Origin of the sequence: Kribbella sp. NPDC006257 (genome assembly GCF_040613535.1) — a bacterium.
Lineage (GTDB): Bacteria > Actinomycetota > Actinomycetes > Propionibacteriales > Kribbellaceae > Kribbella.
Genome location: NZ_JBEXSJ010000007.1, coordinates 190,211 through 210,871, shown reverse-complemented (window position 1 = coordinate 210,871; position 20,661 = coordinate 190,211). Strand labels below are relative to the sequence as shown.

General features: G+C 68.8%; 16 protein-coding genes. 14 read left to right on the top strand and 2 right to left on the bottom strand.

Annotation, left to right across the window (positions count from 1 at the left end; translation table 11 throughout):
• Nucleotides 1-129 precede the first annotated feature (129 nt).
• On the top strand, nt 130-600 hold the full coding sequence (locus ABZ004_RS11480) for a hypothetical protein (protein ID WP_355679715.1): 471 nt from the start codon (nt 130-132) through the stop codon (nt 598-600).
• The gene (locus ABZ004_RS11475) at nt 593-934 is read left to right on the top strand and encodes a hypothetical protein (protein WP_355679714.1); all 342 of its coding nucleotides are present in this window, start codon (nt 593-595) and stop codon (nt 932-934) included. The genes ABZ004_RS11480 and ABZ004_RS11475 overlap by 8 nt, the downstream gene beginning before the upstream one ends.
• Before the next feature lie 8 nt (nt 935-942).
• Here the strand turns inward: ABZ004_RS11475 and ABZ004_RS11470 are convergent, their stop codons facing one another.
• Nucleotides 943-1,833 carry a hypothetical protein gene (locus ABZ004_RS11470; protein ID WP_355679713.1) on the bottom strand — a complete coding sequence of 297 codons (891 nt, stop codon included), beginning with the start codon at nt 1,831-1,833 and terminating at the stop codon, nt 943-945.
• A gap of 101 nt (nt 1,834-1,934) precedes the next feature.
• On the opposite strand from ABZ004_RS11470, the gene eccCa reads away from it, so the two are divergent.
• The 6 genes from eccCa to ABZ004_RS11440 all read left to right on the top strand — a co-directional run bounded on the left by eccCa (nt 1,935) and on the right by ABZ004_RS11440 (nt 11,039).
• A complete protein-coding gene (gene eccCa / locus ABZ004_RS11465; RefSeq protein ID WP_355679712.1) occupies nt 1,935-5,963 on the top strand; it encodes a type VII secretion protein EccCa in 4,029 nt (1,342 codons plus the stop codon).
• Complete coding sequence (locus tag ABZ004_RS11460; protein ID WP_355679711.1) at nt 5,960-6,364, top strand: hypothetical protein; 405 nt, start codon at nt 5,960-5,962, stop codon at nt 6,362-6,364. Before eccCa ends, ABZ004_RS11460 begins: the two co-directional genes overlap by 4 nt.
• Nucleotides 6,357-7,400, top strand: a complete 1,044-nt coding sequence (locus ABZ004_RS11455; RefSeq protein ID WP_355679710.1) for a DUF6177 family protein — start codon at nt 6,357-6,359, stop codon at nt 7,398-7,400. The genes ABZ004_RS11460 and ABZ004_RS11455 overlap by 8 nt, the downstream gene beginning before the upstream one ends.
• Before the next feature lie 31 nt (nt 7,401-7,431).
• Complete coding sequence (eccD, locus tag ABZ004_RS11450) at nt 7,432-8,757, top strand: type VII secretion integral membrane protein EccD (RefSeq protein ID WP_355679709.1); 1,326 nt, start codon at nt 7,432-7,434, stop codon at nt 8,755-8,757.
• Between the two features lie 9 nt (nt 8,758-8,766).
• The gene (locus ABZ004_RS11445) at nt 8,767-10,389 is read left to right on the top strand and encodes a hypothetical protein (protein ID WP_355679708.1); all 1,623 of its coding nucleotides are present in this window, start codon (nt 8,767-8,769) and stop codon (nt 10,387-10,389) included.
• A gap of 116 nt (nt 10,390-10,505) precedes the next feature.
• Nucleotides 10,506-11,039 carry a Rieske (2Fe-2S) protein gene (locus ABZ004_RS11440; RefSeq protein WP_355679707.1) on the top strand — a complete coding sequence of 178 codons (534 nt, stop codon included), beginning with the start codon at nt 10,506-10,508 and terminating at the stop codon, nt 11,037-11,039.
• Nucleotides 11,040-11,081: 42 nt separating this feature from the next.
• Here ABZ004_RS11440 and ABZ004_RS11435 read toward each other — a convergent pair whose 3' ends face one another.
• The gene (locus tag ABZ004_RS11435) at nt 11,082-12,293 is read right to left on the bottom strand and encodes a S8 family serine peptidase (RefSeq protein ID WP_355679706.1); all 1,212 of its coding nucleotides are present in this window, start codon (nt 12,291-12,293) and stop codon (nt 11,082-11,084) included.
• A gap of 207 nt (nt 12,294-12,500) precedes the next feature.
• Here ABZ004_RS11435 and uvrC point away from each other — a divergent pair, with 207 nt between their 5' ends.
• The 6 genes from uvrC (at nt 12,501) to gap (ending at nt 20,606) form a co-directional block, all read left to right on the top strand.
• On the top strand, nt 12,501-14,540 hold the full coding sequence (uvrC, locus tag ABZ004_RS11430; RefSeq protein ID WP_355679705.1) for an excinuclease ABC subunit UvrC: 2,040 nt from the start codon (nt 12,501-12,503) through the stop codon (nt 14,538-14,540).
• A gap of 22 nt (nt 14,541-14,562) precedes the next feature.
• Entirely contained in the window at nt 14,563-15,429 is an 867-nt protein-coding gene (gene rapZ / locus ABZ004_RS11425) for an RNase adapter RapZ (RefSeq protein WP_355679704.1), read from the top strand.
• 7 nt (nt 15,430-15,436) lie between these two features.
• Complete coding sequence (gene yvcK / locus ABZ004_RS11420) at nt 15,437-16,378, top strand: uridine diphosphate-N-acetylglucosamine-binding protein YvcK (protein WP_355679703.1); 942 nt, start codon at nt 15,437-15,439, stop codon at nt 16,376-16,378.
• Nucleotides 16,379-16,722: 344 nt separating this feature from the next.
• Complete coding sequence (gene whiA, locus ABZ004_RS11415) at nt 16,723-17,706, top strand: DNA-binding protein WhiA (protein WP_112238983.1); 984 nt, start codon at nt 16,723-16,725, stop codon at nt 17,704-17,706.
• A gap of 178 nt (nt 17,707-17,884) precedes the next feature.
• A complete protein-coding gene (locus ABZ004_RS11410; protein WP_355679702.1) occupies nt 17,885-19,414 on the top strand; it encodes a M4 family metallopeptidase in 1,530 nt (509 codons plus the stop codon).
• Between the two features lie 187 nt (nt 19,415-19,601).
• Nucleotides 19,602-20,606 (top strand): type I glyceraldehyde-3-phosphate dehydrogenase, encoded by a 1,005-nt coding sequence (gene gap / locus ABZ004_RS11405; protein ID WP_355679701.1) that lies wholly within the window; start codon nt 19,602-19,604, stop codon nt 20,604-20,606.
• Nucleotides 20,607-20,661: the final 55 nt, after the last annotated feature.

The following is a 20,661-nucleotide window of genomic DNA, read 5'->3' as shown; positions in this document are numbered from 1 at the left end:
CGCAACGATGAACGAGCAGGATGATCTCCCGTCACAGTTCGAGAGCCGGGATGTATCACCGACCGAAGTGGCGTGGCCGCTGCCGACCTGGGAGCAATACCGCGAAACCCTGGCCCCGAAAGGTACCGAGTGAAGACCTTCGAAGCGTGGCGCACTTGGACCGACGCCGAGTCGGTACTGCGGGAGCGGCTGCCGGCCGAGGTCATCGATCGCCTGGTTCCGGCTTACCGGTTCGCCGAGGAGTGGCACGCCGACCAGGTGCGCGACGAGTTCGGCGAGCAGGTCGCGGAACTCGTGGCCTGGGTCACGAAGCCGGAACCAGGACCGGGCGAAGACAAAACAGCCGTCCGTACGGCGTACCTCGGCTCGTTCATCGATGCGCCGCCGGATGTCCTCGTCGTGAAGCTCTCGGACCGCTACAGCAACGTACAGCGGCTGGACACCCATCCGCGGCCGGAGAAGCAGGCCAGCTACTACGCGGAAACCCTGCGCTGGATCGTGCCGTTGACCGCGAAGGCGCCACAGTTCGTGGAAGTCTTCTCGCAATGGCAGGACAAGTACGCCTACCTCGGTAGGGAAGAAAGGACGGGCCATGCCTGAGGGCATCGACCAGGAGACGCTGAACCGCGCGTACGTGCGGCTGGCCGAGTACCACAACGAGGACCTGCCGGAGGGCGTCCCCGCGACCCCACCGGAGGCATTCGCGGGCTTTCAGGTCACGCCGTACGAGGAGTGGCTGATCTTCAACGCGCCGGACGGTTTCACCAACCAGACCTTCCTGGTCAGCGATCAGATGGTCTACGAGTCGCCGGGCTGGGAGTCGTACGAGGACGCCCTGGCCGAGGCGCGGACGCTGAAGGCCGCCGGCGCCACCCGCCGCCCGGAAGAACCGGACGACGAGGACGACGACGATGATGACGAGGACGACGACTGACCGCAGCGTCAGCGGTTCAGCCAGCGGCGCCAGGCCGGCGTCCGCAGCGGCTTCGGCAGGGTGACCGCGGGGGAGCGGTCGAGGTCGACCGGGAGTTCGGCGAGCAGCTCGCCGACGAGCCAGTAAACCCCTGCCGTACAAGGGTCCGCGGCATCCGCATTGGCCTTCGCGACCCAGCGAGCGAACTCGTCGGCCCTGGTCTGCATGTCTTCGCGCCGGTCCACCGGACAGGCGGCGAGCAGATCAGAGGCCGGTACTGCGAGCAAGGTCCCGCGACCGTTGCCCGCTCGTGGCATCAGCCGGTCGTGGTCCACCAAGGCCATCCCGACGGTCTGGTCGCCGGCCCGATGCAGAACAGACCAAGGAGCTCCCGGAATGGGCTGGAACGTCAACCCTGTCAGGCCGTTGAGCGTCAGGTCGAGCCCCGACGGCCGATCCGGGAGATGGAGTCCGTGCATCACCTGGCGGACCTGGGTCAGCCGCTGCCAGTCGGAACCGCTCTGGATGCCGAAGACGATCTCGAAGTACCGGCCGAACGGAACGCTGAGGCCGGCCAGGATGTTGCCGGCCGGGTCGGTCCAGCCGCGGGGCCGCAGCGTGACGCGTTGCCGGGCGGCGACTTCGCCGTACAGGTGTTCGTCGGTGGCGATGCCGATCTCGGCGACGACGGCGCGCAGCCAGTCGTCGACGGTCCGCGGCCAGAGATGGTTCGGTTGCTCGCGGCAAAGATCGATCAGCTCGACCAGCCCGACCTCGGCGCTGGACGAGAGTCCGCCGCGACTCCAGCGCAGCTTGACGAGTGGGCCGGCCGGGTCGAGTTCGGCGTCCGGTAACAGGACCGGCAGCAGATCGGCGACCAGGTCGAGAACCTGGTGTGCGTCGAACGGTGTATCGGTCATGAGAAGTGAGCTCCGCCTCTACTAGAGTCGCGTGCAGCATGCCATCTGAGGCGTTCACACAGTTCAGTCGAGGGGCCGAGCGGCTCAGCTGAGGAGAGAAAGTGTCGACCCGACTCGTGCACCGCCCGGCGCGGAGCACCCGGAGCATCGACACCGGGCAACCGCGGGTGATCGAGACCCCGCCGCCCGGCGCGCGAGGCAAGGCCGGCGGTAACGCGATGCAGGCGTTGATGCCGGCCGTCGGCGTGCTCGGTTCGGTCGGGATGATGAGCACGATGCGGACCGGTACGTCGGCAGTGATCGGCGTGGGCGTGTTGTTTCTCACGCTGGCCGGGACGATGGGGATGGCGTTCTCGTCCCGCGGCCGGGCCGGCAAGGAGAGCCGCGAGCAGCGCAACCGGTACCTGGACTATCTGGAACGGCTCCGCGAGGAGTTCGGCAAGATGGAACGTGCCAGCCGGAAGACCGCGCTGGCACTGAATCCACCCGCCGACGCGCTGGTGGACTGTGTCCGCGATCCCGCGAGGCTCTGGGAGCGGCGCCGCAGCGACTCCGACTTCCTGCTGGTCCGCTGTGCGACCGGCCGGATGCCGGTGGTGCCGGCGACGCTGGCGACCTCCGGTTCGATGATGGATCCGCCGGACCCGTTCATGATGGCGGAGGCGGAGGCGCTGGCCCGCCGGTTCGCGTTGATGCCCGACATGCCGCTGACGATCCCGCTGGATCTGGCCGGCAATGTCAGCATCGTGGGCGACCGCGACGGCGTCGTACGGATCGCCAGGGCCCTGCTCCTGCAGGCCGCGGTGTTCCACGCGCCGGAGGATCTGGAGCTGGCCGCGTGTTTCCCGCCGGCCTCCCTCGATCAGTGGCAGTGGATCGGATGGTTGCCGCACGCCACTGATCCGGACCGCCGCGAAGGGCCGCACCCGTTCCGCCGGATCGCCCAGAAGCCGGACGAGCTGGCCGGGCTGATCAGCGAGGACGTGGCATCGCGCGCGACGCTGGCCAGCGAGGCGAAGCGTGGTTCGCTCGGCAACGGCGACGCGCGCCGGATGATCCAGCGGATGCTCGTCCTGCACGACACGTACGGCGAGGTTGCCACCGAGGTCGCCACCAACGACGAGACGCTGTCGATCGGCGATGTCGGCGTGACCGTGCTGCACCTGGTCGCCGACCGGATGCAGGAGCCGAGCAACGTCGCGATCCGGATCACCGTGCAGGAAGGCGAGGTGCTGGTCGAGGACCTGCGCGGTGGCGGATACCTGACCGCGCAGGGTCAGCTGGACGACACGCCGCTGGCAACAGCCGAGGGTCTCGCGCGCAGCCTGGCGCCGCTGCGGCTGTCGGCCGAATCGCTCGAAGAGGACGCGTCGCTCAAGACCGTCGACTTCATGAGCCTGCTGCAGATCGACGATCCCGGAAACGTCGACCTGGAACGGATGTGGACCCCGCGCAACGAGCGCGCGTTCCTCCGGGTGCCGCTCGGCCTCGACAGCGCGGGGCAACCCGTCGTCCTGGACCTGAAGGAGTCGGCGCAGCTCGGTATGGGCCCGCACGGGCTCTGCATCGGTGCGACCGGTTCAGGGAAGTCCGAGGTACTACGTACGCTCGTGATGGGCCTGCTCGCGACGCACTCGCCGGAAGACCTGGCGATGGTGCTGATCGACTACAAGGGTGGTGCGACCTTCGCCCCCTTCGACGGCGTACCGCATGTGGCCGGCATCATCACCAACCTGGTCGACGATCCGAGCCTGACCGAGCGGGCCTACGCCAGCCTCGCGGGTGAGGTGCAGCGGCGCCAGCAGATGCTGAAGGACGCGGGCAACGTCGCGAATATCACCGACTACCGGCTGCTCCGCAAGCAGCAGCCGGACCTCCCGGCGTACCCGCATCTGTTCGTGCTGATCGACGAGTTCGGTGAGCTGCTGACCGCGCGGCCGGACTTCATCGACCTGTTCCTCTCGATCGGCCGGATCGGCCGGTCGATCGGCGTGCACCTGCTGCTGGCCAGCCAGCGTGTCGAGGGCGGCAAGCTGCGAGGCCTGGAGACCTACCTGTCGTACCGGCTCGGTCTGCGCACGTTCTCCGAGGAGGAGAGCCAGACCGTCCTGAACACGCCGGATGCGTTCCACCTGCCGCCGCTGCCGGGCTTCGGATACCTGAAGGTCGACACGTCGGTGTACCAGCGGTTCCGCGCGGCGTACGTTTCCGGTCCCTACAAGGGCGCTGTGATCGAGACCACGGAAGACGACGGCCCAGCCGTCCGGCCCTACCTCGTCACGCCGTACCAGCAGCCGGACATGGCCAAGCTGGCCGCCGAGGACGAGAAGGACGAGGACGAGGACGAGGACGACTCGACCGAGCGGACCACCGGTCCGACGGTGCTCGGCGTGTTCGTCGAGCAGGTGAAGCCGTCGTCGGCCCCGGTGCCGCAGGTCTGGCTGCCGCCGCTGCCGAAGGTCTGCACGCTGGACCAGGTCGGTGGCCCGGTCGACATCGGCCCGCGCGGCCTGCAGTTCGCCGTACCGGCGCCGCCGATGTCGCCGGCGATCGGTGTCATCGACGACCCACGCAAACAGACGCAGTCCGTACTCCGGCTCGATCTGACCCAGGCCGGTGGGCACTGTGCCGTGATCGGTGGACCGCAGTCAGGCAAGACCACCTTCATCCGTTCGCTGGTGACGTCGCTGGCGCACAGTTACACGCCGCAGGAGGTCGCGGTCTACGCGATCGACCTGGCCGGCGGTGGCTTGCAACCGCTCGCCGATCTGCCGCACGTCGGTGGCGTGGCGATCCGGACCGACCGGGAGAAGATCCGCCGGACGCTGGAAGAGGTCCGCGGGATGCTGGACCAGCGCGAGCTGATCTTCCGCGACCGCGGGATCGACACCATGGAACGGCTCCGCTCGATGCATGCCTCGGGCGCCATTCCCGAGCTGCCGGTCGCGGACATCGTCCTGGTGCTCGACAACTACGGCGCGATCAAAACCACCTTCGACGACCTCGAGGAGCCGATCGCGGATCTGCTCGGCCGGGGGAGCAGCTACGGCATCCACGTGGTCACCACGATGATCCGGTGGACCGACGTAAGGATGGCCTCGCAGGCGCTGTTCGGCACGGTGATGGAGTTGCGGATAAACGATCCGTCCGACTCCAACATCGATCGCCGGCTGCAGGAGACGATGCGGAACGCCGGTCCGGGCCGGGTGCTGATGCCGCGGACCAAGCTGTTCGCGCAGCTCGCGCTGCCGCGGGTCGACAGCCTGCTGCAGGACGACGACCTGACCGAGGCGATGCAGGGCCAGGCGCTGGCGCTCGCGTCGGCCTGGCAGGGTCCGACCGCGCCCAAGGTGCGGGTGCTCCCGCTGCGGCTCGAGCGCAAGACGCTGCCGAACCCGCAGCAGGAGGCGGCGCTGGTGCCGATCGGGATGGACGAGACCCGGATGGCGCCGGTGCTGCTCGACCTGTTCGACCGCGACGGCAACCTGGTGATCTTCGGCGACACCAAGTCCGGCAAGACCAACCTGCTGAAGCTCATCCTGCAGCAGCTGGTCGACCGGTACAGCTCGGACGAGGTGGTGTTCGCGGTGATGGATCCGCGGCGCGGCCTGCGCGGCTTCCTTCCGGAGAAGTACCTCGGTGGGTACGCGACCAGCGGCCGGGTCGGCGCCGGACTGGCCGCCGGGGTCGCCGGTGAGCTGGAGAAGCGGGTGCCCGACGACTCGAACTCGGGCGCACCGGTCCCGGTCGCCGGGCCGAAGGTGATCGTGGTCGCGGACGACTACGACCTGCTGACCACCGGCGGCCAGGCCCCGATGGACCCGTTCCTGCCCTACATCGCGTCGGGCCGGGACATCAGCCTGCACTTCCTGATCGCCCGCCGGGCCTCCGGTGCGAGCAGGGCCTTGTACGAACCGTTCCTGACCACAGTGAACGAGTCCGGGACGGCCGGCCTGGTGCTGTCCGGCGACCGCTCCGAGGGCGCGCTGTTCACCGGCGCCACCCCGGGCAACTTCCCGGCCGGCCGAGGGCTGTTCGTACGCCGGGGTGAGCGGCCCGCCTTGATCCAGACGGCGCTGGCGGACGGCACCCCGACGACCGATGACGCAGATGGCGGAGGACAGCAGTGAGCTACGACGTGGTGGCACTGATCGACGGGCGACCGTCGTACGAGGACGTCCTGGCGGGCATGCTGGCCGCCGGGCCGGACTGGCTGGTGCGGGAGGTGTCCGACGGCGCGGTGCTGCAGCTGTGCAGTGCGGAAGGGCAGCCGCTGGCCTCGCTGGAGGCACCGATCCTTATCCAGGTGCCCGGTGAGGTCGAGAGACTGCTCGGGCCGGAGCTGACCGGCGTACCGACACCGGTCTGGTGGGCCGAGGTCCGCGCGACGCCGCAGGAGGGCGCGCCCGAACTGGCCGACCGGTACGCCGCGGCGCTGGTGCAGCGGCTCGGTGGACAGGTCTGGAAGCCGGCCCCGCCGCCGTTCAACCCACCCGTCGGCGCCGATGTTGCTGGAGGCAACAATGCCTAACCCGGTCGAGCTGAGCCCGGCGATCGATCTGCGCACCGACAAGGTCGTCGTGATCATGCAGGACCGCCCGGTGGTCGGCATGTCCGCCTGGCTGGTCGACGCTCTGGCCGCTGCCGAGGCGGCGGACCTCGGTGTCCAGCTGGTCACGCCGGCGACGACCCGACTGACCTTCGCGGTACGGTCCACCCTGTTCGGCAGCCGCGACTCGCGCTGGGTGGTGACCGAGCCGAGCGGCGAGGGCGCGTACGACGGGCTCGGCGGCTCGAAGCTGAAGTGGGACGGCCAGATGTTCCAGGCGGTCGCCGCCGGGGAGCAGGACAAGGTCGACATGAGCCCGACCTTCGTCGCCGTCGATCTGGAGCTGCCATTCCAGCTGCTGGTGACCGCGCGGGTGCGCTACCAGGCGCTGGAGACGACGGTTGTCGGCAAGGCGGCCGAGCAGCTCTTCAAGGACCTGACCGGTGACGAGCCGGCCGGCTGGGGGACTGCCGAGCCGGTGACGCAGCCGTGGAACGTCGGCCAGCTCACGGCGTACTGTCGCCGCCGGGCGCCGAAGCCGACCTGGCTCGCCGTCGTCGGCGGCAACGACGGCCGGAGCGCGACCGGTGCGGTCGAGATCCACCGCCGGCCCGCCGGGCTGGAGGAGATCGTCACGCTCGCGGTGGCGACGCCGGACGGGCTGCCGAGCACGGCGGATGTCCAGGCGGTTGCCGACAAGCTGGCGAACACCTTCACGCTGGTGTCGTTCTTCGCCCAGGGCGCGCGCGGTGGCACCGACACGAACGCGATGCCGCACTGGGTCGGCGTCCCGGCACCGATGGCGATGGCCGTCGGCAACGATGCGGTGCGCGGCGACGGGATGGCGAAGGCGCTGGACATGACCGGGGTCGCCGACATCACGCCGGTGAAGATCGGCCCGACCGCATCGCCGGCGATCTGGTACCCGATCGGCGACGGCAAGAGCCAGCTGGACTGGAACATCTACAGCGCGCTCCTCGGCCGGCTGCTGCCGCCAGGCGCACCGACCGGGCGCTAGTTCCCGCTATGACGATCAGAGAGGTGTAGAGGTGGCTGCGGTCTACAGCCGGGTGACCATCATCGGCCGGCAACGCCAGATGGATGCCGTCCTGCCGGTCGACGAGCCGCTGGGCCGGCTGATGCCGGACCTGTTGCGGATGCTCGGCGAGCCGGTCGATCCGTCGCCCCGGCGCCGGTACCTGACGACGCCGACCGGCCAGACGGTCTCGCTCGAGCTCACCCTGGGCTCGGCGCAGATCGGCGACGGTTCCGTACTACGGCTCGCCGCCGAAGGCGAGGTGCCGCCGCCACCGACCGTGTACGACGTGGTCGAGGAAGCGGTCGACGACCTCGAGCGGCGGGGCACCACCTTCCAGCGCAAGCATCGGCACTGGGCAGCCGGTGCGGCCCTGATCTTCGCCCTGCTCGCCGGTGCGATCGCGCTGGCCAGGGCGGTCGACGGTGACATCGCTGCCTTCGTTCTGCTCGTGGTCGCGATCATCACCGGTCTCGCCGGCGTCGTCCTGGGCCGGGCCGGACAGCGGACGACTTCGATCACCTTGCTGATCGTGACACCGATCCTGCTCGGGGTGGTGGCGTGGAGCCTCGGCAGCTCGGAGGGCTGGTCCACACCGATGCGGATGGGGATCGTCGCTCTGGGGCTGGCGCTTGGCCCACTGCTGTTCGCGATGGCCGGGCTGGCCGGTGGCGGTCTGGTCGGCGGTGGTACGGCGATGATCTTCGCGCTGATCTGGATCATCGGTGTGGCAGCGGGAGTCTCCAGCGACAAGCTGAGCGCGTTGGTGGCCGTGGTCGCGGTGCTGCTGCTCGGCGTACTGCCGCGGCTCGCGCTGTCGATGTCAGGGCTGACCGCGCTGGACGATCGTCGGTCCAGTGGCAACGAGATCGGGCGTCCGGATGTCGAGTCGGCGCTGAACGCTGCGCACGTCGGTCTGGCGTTGTCTGCGACGGCGATCGCGTTGTGGTCGGCTGCCGCGGGCATCGTGCTCGCGCTGCACGGATCGGTCTGGACGGTGGCGATCGCGGCCCTGCTGGCGTTGCTGCTGTGCGCGCGATCGCGGCTGTACCCGCTGGCCGCGGAGGTACTCGGACTGTTCGCCGCGGCAGCGGTCATCGTCGGCGCGCTGGTCCAGGATCTGTCCCAGAAGTCGGTGGGTGGCACACTTGTAGCAGTCGGGCTACTCGTGGTGGTGGCGATGGTCGGTGCGTTCGGCCTGAGCTGGACACCGCAGGACCACGTACAGGTCCGGCTCGGTCAGGTTCTGGATCAGATCCAGGTACTGGCCGTCGTAGCGCTGGTACCGCTGACCCTCGGCGCATTCGGGGTCTTCAGCGGACTGCTCAAAGTCTTCTGATCGGATGGTATGACCGGGCCGAACTGGCAGGCGGACATGATGAACCGCCTCGACGACGATTCCGCGGCGGATTCTCAGCCGACCGCGGCCGCCCCGGTTCCCGGCCCGTCCGAGCCGGTCGCTCCGGTTGGGCAGCAGGCTCAGCCGGTTGCGCCCACGATGCCGCCTCCTCCGCCGCCGACGGGCGAGGGCTGGCACCAGCCGCCGGCAACGCAGCAATACCCGCAGCAGCCTGCGCAGTATCAGCAGTACCCACCTCAGCAGTACCCACCTCAGCAGTACCAGCCTTACGAGCAGCAGCCTTACGAGCAGCAGCAGTACCAGCAGCCTGCGCAGCAGTACCCGGCTCCGCAGTATCCGCCTGCCAACTACCCGCCGCAGCCGCAGTACCAGCAGCCGCAGCAGTATCAGCCGCAGCAGCCGCAGTACGAGCAGCCGCCGTACGGACCGCCGCCGCAGGTGCCGCCCGCGCCGTACCAGCAGCCGTACTACCCGGGCCCGCCACAGCAGCAGTATCAGGCGCCGCCTCCGCAGTACTACGAACCACCGCAGCAACAGCAAGGCTGGCAGCAGCCCCCACCACCACCACCTCAACAGCAGCAGTGGGTGCAGCCGCCACCTCCGCAGCAGCCGCCACCCCAGCAATGGGAGCAGCCGCAGCAGCAGTGGGAACAGCCCGCGGCCGGAGACGGTAGCTGGAACGCGCCGTCCGAGCCTGAGGCCGCCGGCTGGAACGCTCCGGCGCCCGACGGTGGTCCCGGCACGCATGCCTACACACCGGCGTACCAGGACCCGCTGGCAGGTTCGTTGCCAGCGGCAAGCGGTTCGGTGGGTCTGCAGCACGAGGACCCATCCGGCGGCTTCTTCCGCAAGATCGGCCGGTTCGCGGCCGAGGCGGCGTACATCGCCGGCGCGTCCAGCCGGATGCAGCGTGACGTCGAGAACATCGCGATCATCCGCCGGCCGATCGGGATCGGCCGGATGATCGGGATCATCGGCCCGGTCCCGCACAGCGGTACGTCGACCGTCACCGCCCTGCTCGCGGACGCGATCTCCTCCCAGCGCGGCGACATCGTGCTGGCCGTCGACGCGTTCCCGCAGGAGGGCAAGCTCTCCCACCGGCTCGATCAGGGCATCGCGAACACGCCGGGCTCCCGGGTCCAGCTCGCCCGGGCCGAACCGACCGCCGACGCGATCAGTGACGTCCTCGCGGCCCGCAACGTCGGCGGCGCGAACCAGATCCCGCTCTCCCTGGTCGACTGCCCGCCCGGTCTCTTCGAGGAGGCCACCGGGTACGTCGCCGGCGCGGCGCATGCGGTCGCCCTGGTCATCCCGTCGGTGCGCGACGCCGCGCTGACCAGCATCAACCAGCTCGACCAGCTCACCACCGACGGTCAGCAGATGCTGGTCGACCGCGGCCTGGTGGTCATCGCCGAGAACGTTGCCGACGACCCCGAACCGGTCCGCTGGCTGCAGTCGGCGGTGACCGATCGCGGCCTCGGGTACGTCGTACTCCCGTACGACGATCATCTCGCCCGGGCCTGGCCGTTGCAGCCCGAACGTCTCGAACCCGCCACCCGCCGGGCGGTCCTCGAACTGGCCGCCCGGCTGGTTCAACGCGCCACCCGCTGAACCGTTCGGCCGTTCCGCTCGTTCCTGGTGGTGTGGCCCGGTTTGGGGGCACCGGGTAGAAAGCAAGTAGCAGAGCGTTCAACTACTTTTGCACCAGCTCTTGGAGGGCCAGATACATGAGCGACGACCAGACGACCGAACTCGGCCGGGCGATCGACACCCTGCGGGACCGGCGGGCAGTACTCCGAGGTGCCGCGGTGGCGGGTCTCGCCGGCGTCGGGCTGCCGCTGCTCGCGGCCTGCGGTGACGACGGCGGCTCGAGCGGCGCGGCCGCCGACCCGACCTCGGCACCCTCGTCGGCACCGAGTTCGGCGCCGACCACCGGCACGTCGAGCACCCCGACGACCGGTGGCGGGGGACCGGTGCTCGGTCCGGCCTCCGACGTACCGGTCGGTGGCGGGAAGGTGTTCACCGACGCGAAGATCGTGGTCACCCAGCCGACTGCCGGTCAGTACAAGGCCTTCACCGCGGTCTGCACGCACGCGGGCTGCCTGGTGGCGAAGGTGGAGAACAACACCATCGACTGCCCGTGCCACGGCAGCAAGTACAGCGTCACGGACGGCAGTGTGGTGGGCGGCCCGGCACCGGCCCCGCTCGCGGCGGTCAACGTCACCGTCAAGGGCGGCAACATCGTGGGTCCCGCGGCTTAGAGCTTGGAAGGCCCCAGCTCAAGGTGAGCTGGGGCCTTTGTCCTACTTGGCTGGGTCGACCTTGCCGACGAAGAGCAGCTTGTTCGGTGAACCGGTGCCCGGGTCGCCGACCTTGTCCGGGGTCGCCGCGCCGACGAGCGCCTTGGCCACATCGGCCGGCTTCGCGTCCGGATGCTGGCTCAGGTAGAGCGCGATTCCACCGCTGACATGCGGTGTCGCCATCGACGTACCGCTCATCTTGGCGGTGGAGTCCGGTGCGGTGATACCGACCGAGGTGATGTCGACGCCCGGTGCGAACACGTCGACGCATCGGCCGAAGTTGGAGAAGGTTGCCTTGGCATCCTTGTCGTCCGTGGCGCCGACGGTGATCGCATCCGGCTGGTCGGCCGGCGAGGCGCTGCAGGCGTCCGAGCTGTCGTTGCCGGCAGCAACGGCGTACGTGATGCCGGCGTCGATCGAGGCCTTCACCGCGGCGTCGAGGGCGATGTCGGTGCCGCCGCCCAGGCTCATGTTGGCGACCGCGGGCTTCTTGGCGTTCTTCGTCACCCAGTCGATGCCGCCGACAACACTCTCGGTGGTCCCGGACCCGTTGCAATCGAGCACCCGGACCGCGATGATCTTGGCGCCCTTGGCGAGACCGTACGTCGTACCGGCGATGGTGCCGGCGACGTGGCTGCCGTGGCCCATGCAGTCGACGCCGTTCTGCCCGTCGCCGACCGTGTCGGTGCCGACGGAGGCGCGGCCGCCGAAGTCCTTGTGGGCGGCGTAGATCCCGGTGTCGATCACATAGACGTTGACGTTGTCGGCGGTCCCGGACGGCTCGAACTTCTTGTCCAGCGGGAGATCGCGCTGATCGGTCCGGTCCAGGCCCCACGGCGGGTCGTCCTGGTCCGCAGTGATCTTCTGGTTCTGCTGGACGAACGCGACCCGGGTGTCACCGGCGACCTTCTTCGCCTGCTCCTCGGACATGTTCGCCGAGAAACCCCTGATCGAGGAATCGAACTGCCGCCGTACCTTGACGTCGTACGACGCCGCGAGGCTCTGTGTGGTGACCCGCGTCTCCGCGGCCGACTTGTTGCCGGCCAGCACGACCACGTAGCTGCCGGGAATCGCCGTCGCGCTCCCCGCACCCCGGATGGTGGGCGCCGGTGGCGTCGACGGAGCCTCGCTCGCCGACGCGGTGGAGGCCAGGCCGGCCGCAGCAAGGCCGACAGCAACGGTCGTGCCCAGCACGGCACGCACGATTGGGTTCATGGGCGGAACTCCCTCAGAGTCTGCGCGGGCCCGGTTGCCTCACGCTCGGTCCTGTTCAACCACCCTGAGTGACACCCTAGGTACGCCGCTCATCCCAACCCGGGGTCAACCCAGCGATATGACCCAACCCGCAACACGACCTCCGCACGATCGCAAGACAACGGGTGTGCCACGGGACTTGTCGGTGCGGCGAACTAGGGTTGGGGGGTGGCTGATCCTTCCTCCTATCGCCCGGCGCCGGGGACGATTCCTGACTCGCCCGGGGTGTATCGCTTCAGTGATGCGTCCGGGCGGGTGATCTATGTCGGGAAGGCGAAGAACCTGCGCGCCCGGCTGTCGTCGTACTTCCAGGATCTGGTGAACCTGCATCCGCGGACGCAGTCGATGGTGACGACCGCCGCGAAGGTCGACTGGACCGTGGTCGCGAACGAGGTCGAGTCGCTGCAACTGGAGTACTCCTGGATCAAGGAGTTCGACCCGCGCTTCAACGTGAAGTACCGCGACGACAAGTCGTATCCGTGGCTCGCGATCTCGATGAACGAGGAGTATCCGCGGGTGATGGTCGGCCGCGGCCCGAAGAAGAAGGGCGTCCGGTACTTCGGTCCGTACAGTCACGCCTGGGCGATCCGGGAAACCGTCGACCTGCTGCTCCGGGTTTTCCCGATGCGCTCCTGCAGCAAGGGCGTCTTCAACCGGCATCGTCAGATCGGGCGTCCCTGTCTCCTCGGATATATCGGCAAGTGCGCCGCGCCTTGCACCGGTCAGGTGACCCAGGAGGAGCACCTGAAGATTGTCGAGGACTTCTCCGCGTTCCTCTCCGGCCAGACCGCGACGTATGTGCGCCGCCTCGAGAAGGAGATGAAGGCGGCGGCGGCCGAGCTCGAGTACGAGCGGGCCGCGAAGATCCGCGACGACCTCGGCGCGCTGGAGAAGGCCCTTGCGAAGAACGCGGTCGTCCTCGGCGACGGCACCGACACCGATGTCGTCGCGCTCTCGGAGGACCCGCTCGAAGTCGCCGTACAGATCTTCTATGTGCGGGGCGGACGGATCCGCGGCCAGCGCGGCTGGATCGCCGACAAAGCAGACGGTACGGCGACGACGGCCGACCTGGTGGAGCGGTTCATCCAGCAGATGTACGCCGGGGAGTCCACCGACACGATCCCGCGCGAGATCCTGGTGCCGACGCTGCCGGAGGACCTGGACGCGCTGACCGAGTGGCTTTCGGGCTTGCGCGGCTCGCGGGTGGCGATCCGTGTCCCGCAGCGGGGCGACAAGAAGGACCTGATGGCGACGGTCGAGCGGAACGCGCTGCAGACGTTGACCATGCACAAGACCAAGCGGGCCAGCGATCTGACCACCCGCAACCTGGCGCTGGAGGAGATCCAGGCTGCGCTCGACCTGCCCGAGGCGCCGCTGCGGCTGGAGTGCTACGACGTCTCGAACCTGCAGGGCACCGAGGTCGTCGCGTCGATGGTCGTCTTCGAGGACGGGCTGCCGCGCAAGTCGGAGTACCGGCGGTTCGTCATCAAGGGCGTCGAGGGGCAGAACGACGTCGCGTCGATCGCGGAGGTGCTGACCCGGCGGTTCAAGCGGCTGCTGGACGAGCGTGCTGCGACCCCGGAGGGCGAGGATCCGACGGCGAACCTGATCGACCCGGAGACCGGCCGGGCGAAGAAGTTCGTCTACACGCCGGGCCTGGTCGTCGTCGACGGTGGTCCGCCACAGGTCGCGGCGGCGCGGCAGGCGATGGACGAGCTCGGCCTCGGCGACATCCCGGTGTGCGGGCTGGCCAAGCGGCTCGAGGAAGTCTGGCTCCCCGACGACGAGGACCCGGTGATCTTCTCCCGTACGTCGGAAGGCCTCTACCTGCTGCAGCGTCTTCGCGACGAGGCGCACCGGTTCGCCATCACCCATCACCGTAACCGCAGGTCGAAGTCGATGGTTGAGAGTGTGCTGGACGAAGTACCGGGGCTCGGCGAGGTTCGGCGCAAGACGCTGCTCCGGCACTTCGGCTCGTTGCGGAAGCTCCGTCAGGCGTCGGTCGACGAGGTCGCCGAGCTGCCCGGATTCGGGCGGCGGACGGCCGAGTCCGTCGTACTGGCGGTGAACTCGGCGGCAACGAAGGCCGACACCGGCCGTGCACCGTCGGTGAATACCGCGACCGGCGAGATACTGGACGACGACGTCACGCCGGCCGGCGTGACCGACGGGGATCGGGCCACGGCCGATCGCCCGGACGGGGATTGAACTCGGGGAGAACTGAGAACTGATGGACGAGTCGAGCGGCAACCTCATCATCGTGTCCGGGATGTCCGGCGCGGGACGGAGTTCGGTCGCGGACGTACTGGAGGACCTCGGCTGGTTCGTGGTCGACAACCTGCCGCCGATGTTCCTGACCACGATCGTCGAGCAGGTGGTCGGCACCGGCGCCTCGCCCCGGCTGGCGATCGTCGTCGACGTCCGGACCGGGTCGTTCTTCGACGAGCTCGGCTCGGCGCTGGAGGACCTGCGGGCCAAGGGATACCGGCCGCTGACCCTGTTCCTGGAGGCGTCCGACGACGTCATCGTGCGCCGGCAGGAGAGTGTGCGCCGGCCGCACCCGCTGCAGGGTGACGGCCGGCTGCTGACCGGTATCGAGCGCGAACGTGAGCTGCTCGGCGACATCCGGGCCGGCGCCGACCTGGTGATCGACACCTCGAACCTGAACATCCACCAGCTCGCTGCCCGGATCGTGAACGCCTTCGGGGACGAGGAGAAGATCGAGCTGCGGGCCACCGTGGTCTCGTTCGGATTCAAGTACGGCATCCCGGTCGACGCCGACGTGGTGGCCGACATGCGGTTCGTGCCGAACCCGTTCTGGCAGCCCGACCTGCGCCCGATGACGGGCCAGGACAAGCCTGTGTCAGACTTCGTGCTCGGTCATCCGCTGGCCCAGCAGTTCCTGCAGAACTATGTGGACGTGCTGGACACGCTGCGGACCGGATATCTGAACGAGGGCAAGCGGTTCGTCACGGTCGCGATCGGCTGCACCGGTGGGAAACACCGGAGCGTCGCGATGGCCGAGGAGATCGCGAAGAGGCTGCGGGAGAAGGGTTCACCGACCTTGGTCGTGCACAGGGATCTGGGGCGGGAGTGACGGCTTAGTGTCGCGAGCTCCCCGGGTCGTCGCGCTGGGAGGTGGGCACGGCCTGGCCGCGTCCCTGTCGGCGCTGCGGCACGTCACCGACCAGCTGACCGCGGTCGTCACGGTGGCCGACAACGGCGGTTCCTCCGGGCGGCTGCGGCGCGAGCTGGGCGTCCTGCCTCCCGGCGATCTCCGGATGGCGCTGGCCGCGTTGTGCCGCGACGACGAGTGGGGCCGGACCTGGGCGAGCGTGCTCCAGCACCGGTTCCGCAGCGACGGTGAACTGCACGACCATGCGGTCGGCAACCTGCTGATCGTCGCGTTGTGGGAGCTGCTCGGCGAGGCCGTCGACGGACTCGACTGGGTGGCCAGACTCCTTGGCGCACAAGGGCGCGTGCTGCCGATGTCGGCGGTGCCGCTGGACATCACCGCGCGGGTGATCGGCCTCGATCCGCTCTATCCCGAGGTGGTCACCGAGATCCGCGGCCAGGCCGAGGTGGCGACGACCGAGGGCAAGGTGGTCGATGTCGCCCTGGACCCGGCCGACCCACCGGCCTGCCCCGAAGCCCTGGTCGCGATCGCCGAAGCCGACTGGGTCGTCGTCGGCCCCGGCTCCTGGTTCACGTCCGTGATCCCGAACCTCCTGGTCCCCGCGCTGGCCCATGGTCTCGAGATGACGAACGCCCGCCGGCTGGTCACTCTCAACCTCGGTGAGCAGAAGGGCGAGACCGACGGCTTCTCCCCGGAAACCCATTTAGAGGTTCTCGCCGCCCACGCACCGGAACTCCGCATCGACATCGTCCTGGCCGACGCCGGCCACGTCCCCGACCCGTCCTCACTGCGCCGTACGGCGGCCTCCCTCGGCGCGGACCTGGTGATCGCCGACATCGCCGCCGACGACCGCCACCTCCACCACGACCCCACCAAACTGGCAAAGGTCTACCGCGAGATCTTCGGGTAGAGAGCTCTCGGCGTAGCTCCTTTACTGGTTCGCGTCGAACCGGCCGAGTTCGCGACCGTGGGCGTCGAAAAGGATCGCCCAGATCGGCTTCCCGCCCACCAGACCGACACCACGGCCTTGTGTGCGTAGGTGTTCAGGCCGTCCTCGTGGCTCAGCTTGTCCCACCGGCGAGGAACGACAGCGATCACCCGAAAGGTTGCGATGAGGCGTAACGGGCCGGGTGCTGGAGGAGTTGGACCCACAGGCGGACACGAGGGTTGTGACAGCTCTCCCCGCACCGCTTTTGGTCTTTTCCTGATGATGCAGCGACGAGGGTCTTTGACAGTGGTGGGAGGATTCATCTCATGGCGATGACAGCACAGGTGAAGTCCGAGTTGACCAGTATTCAGGTCACGAAACCCTGCTGCCGCAAGGCTGAAGTGTCTTCGGTACTACGGTTTGCCGGCGGACTGCATCTGGTCTCCGGCCGGATCGTGGTGGAGGCCGAGCTGGACAGCGGTGCCGCGGCCCGCCGGCTGCGCAAGGACATCGCCGAGATCTTCGGGCACCCGTCGGACGTCGTGGTGATCTCCCCGTCCGGTATTCGCAAGCAGACGAAGTACGTCGTACGGGTTGTTCGTGACGGAGACGCGCTGGCGCGGCAGACCGGGCTGGTGGACAACCGGGGTCGTCCGGTCCGCGGACTGCCCCCGGCGGTCGTTTCGGGCGCGTCCTGTGATGCGGTGGCGGCGTGGCGCGGCGCGTTCCTCGCGCACGGTTCGCTGACCGAGCCCGGTCGCTCGTCGTCGCTCGAGGTGACCTGTCCTGGTCCGGAAGCGGCACTGGCGCTGGTCGGTGCCGCGAGAAGGCTCGGGATCGGCTCGAAGGCCCGTGAGGTCCGGAATGTGGACCGGGTGGTGATCCGCGACGGCGACGCGATCGGGGCCCTGCTGACCAGGCTCGGCGCGCACGAGTCGGTGCTGGCCTGGGAAGAGCGCCGGATGCGCCGCGAGGTCCGGGCGACCGCGAACCGGCTGGCCAACTTCGACGACGCGAACCTGCGCCGCTCCGCCCGGGCCGCCGTCGCGGCCGGTGCGCGGGTCGAGCGCGCGCTGGAGATCCTCGGCGACGACGTCCCCGACCACCTGCAGGTGGCCGGCAAACTGCGCCTGGAGCACAAGCAGGCCAGCCTCGAAGAGCTCGGCCAGCTGCACGAGCCGGCCCTCACCAAGGACGCCGTCGCCGGCCGCATCCGCCGGCTCCTCGCGATGGCCGACAAGCGCGCCGCCGACCTCGGCATCCCCAACACCGAGGCGAACCTCACCCCGGACATGCTCGACCCTGCGTGAACGCAGGCTGACACCGCGGGGTCCTGAGGGTTTTCCCTAGGATTCCGCGGTTTTCCGGACCTGGCTGAGGTCAACTGATTCCCCTCGGGCAAGACCTGGGCGCAGGGTGTGCGTGCCCACCACACGGTAGGAGCCGGACAACGGCTGCACCGTGGTTTCCGCCCGAGGGAGCACACACATGAAGCGCAGTTTCCGCGCGGGCCTGGCAGTCGCGGCGATCACCGCACTGGCCGGTCTGTCCAACGTCACCGGGGTCCAGGCAGCCCAGCCAATGGCCGACCAGGCGCCGTCGCCGGTCGCCTCGGCCAAGGCCAACGCCGCCCAGCTCGGTCTCGGCAGCTCGGCCGACCTGACCGCCCGCGACGTCGTGGTCGACGCCGACGGGACGAGCCACGTCCGGTTCGACCGCACCTACCAGGGCCTCCCGGTCGTCGGCGGCGACTTCGTCGTCCACCAGACCAAGGCCGGCGCCGTCCGCTCGATGTCCGGCGGTGCGAGTGCCCTGAGCCTGTCGACCAAGCCCACCGTGGCGGCCTCGACGGCACTCGCCGCGGCCAAGCAGAAGTCGGCCAAGCAGCAGCTCGTCGTCTTCGTCACCAACAGCGGTCAGTCCAAGCTGGCGTACAAGGTGACCAGCACCGGCCGCAAGGCCGACGGTCAGCCCACCGGCACCGAGACGTACGTCGACGCGCGGAACGGCAAGGTGCTCGACAGCTGGAGCACCGTCCAGGACGACCTGGGCAGCGGCAGCGGCCTCTACGTCGGCACGGTCGGCCTCGACACCACGCATGGGGCCAGCAACTACTCCATGGTCGACCCGGTCCGCGGCGGCAACTCGACGTACAACGCCGGTGTGCTGTTCACGGACGCGGACAACCTGTGGGGGACCGGTTCCAACAGCAACGCCCAGACGGCCGGTGTCGACGCGCATTACGGCATCGCCAAGACGTGGGACTACTACAAGAACGTCCATGGCCGCAACGGCATCGCCAACGACGGTGTGGGTGCCAAGTCCTACGTCCACGACGGCGCCTACGTGAACGCGTCCTGGAGCGACGCGTGCTTCTGCATGAAGTACGGCGACGGTGACGCGAGCCAGGGGATCGGCCCGCTCGTCGAGCTGGACATCGCCGGTCACGAGATGAGCCACGGCGTCACCAGCCGGACCGCGGCGCTGCGTTACAGCGGCGAGTCCGGTGGGCTGAACGAGTCGACCTCGGACATCTTCGGTACGGCGGTCGAGTGGTACGCCGCGAACGCCAACGACGTGCCGGACTACGTGCTGGGCGAGGAGATCTACACCGACTACAACCCGGCGACCAACTACATCCGGCGGCTCGACAAGCCGTCGCTCGACGGTGCGAGCGCCGACTCGTGGTCGAAGAGCGTCGGCCGGCTGAACGTGCACTACTCGTCCGGTGTGGGCAACCACTTCTTCTACCTGCTGTCCGAGGGCAGCGGCGCGAAGACGATCAACGGCATCGCCTACAACAGCCCGACCGCGAACGGCGTGACGATGACCGGTATCGGCATCAGCAAGGCCGAGAAGATCTGGTATCGCGCGCTGACCACGTACCTGACCTCGCGCTCGGACTACAAGGCCGCCCGGGCGGCCTCGCTGTCCGCGGCGACCGACCTGTACGGCGCGAACAGCGCCGAAGTACAGGCCGTGGCCAAAGCGTGGACAGCAGTCAACGTGGTCGGCTGACCGACCGCCTCATCAGCACCCGACGGCCCCGGGGGAATCCCCGGGGCCGTCGTGGTCCGCTCGGGGGGCTACTCACGGGTCCGGGTGGTCTGCTGTGGATAGCACCAGTGGGCCGGGTGGGCACTTGGGCTAGTGTTTCGGGTGTAGCGGCAGTGCTCGAAAGCTAGTTCTGAGGAGACGTAGTCCCGTGACCGTTCGCGTAGGTATCAACGGCTTCGGCCGGATCGGCCGTAACTTCTTCCGCGCCGTTCAGGCGTCCGGTGCCGACATCGAGGTCGTCGCCGTCAACGATTTGACCGACAACCAGACCCTCGCCCACCTGCTGAAGTACGACTCGATCCTGGGCCGCTTCCCCGGTGACGTGACCGCGACCGAGGACGACATCACGGTCAGCGGGCACACCTTCAAGGCGTTCGCCGAGCGGGACCCCGCCAACCTCAAGTGGTCTGATGTGGGCGCCGACGTGGTGATCGAGTCCACCGGCTTCTTCACCGACGCCACCAAGGCCAAGACGCACGCCGACAACGGCGCCAAGAAGGTCATCATCTCCGCCCCGGCGAAGAACGAGGACCTGACCGTCGTGATGGGTGTGAACCACGAGCTGTACGACGCGGACAAGCACACCGTCATCTCGAACGCGTCCTGCACCACGAACTGCCTCGCCCCGATGGCCAAGGCCATCCACGACGAGTTCGTCATCCAGCAGGGCCTGATGACCACGATCCACGCGTACACCCAGGACCAGAACCTGCAGGACGGCCCGCACAGCGACCTGCGTCGCGCCCGCGCCGCCGCGCTGAACATCGTGCCGACCTCGACCGGTGCCGCCAAGGCGATCGGCCTGGTCCTGCCGGAGCTCAAGGGCAAGCTGGACGGCTACGCGCTGCGCGTCCCGGTCCCGACCGGCTCCGCCACCGACCTGACCATCACCGTCGGCCGGGAGACCTCGGTCGAAGAGGTCAACGCCGCCGTCAAGGCAGCCGCCGAGGGTGCGCTCAAGGGCTACCTGAAGTACACCGAGGACCCGATCGTGTCGACCGACATCGTCACCGACCCGGCCTCCTGCATCTTCGACGCCGGCCTGACCAAGGTGCTCGGCAACCAGGTCAAGGTCGTCGGCTGGTACGACAACGAGTGGGGTTACTCCAACCGCCTCGTCGACCTGGTCAACTACGTCGGCGCCTCGCTCTGACGTTCCACTCCTGACGTCCGCGTCCGGAGAATCTCGGCCTGGTGAGCGAGGTTCT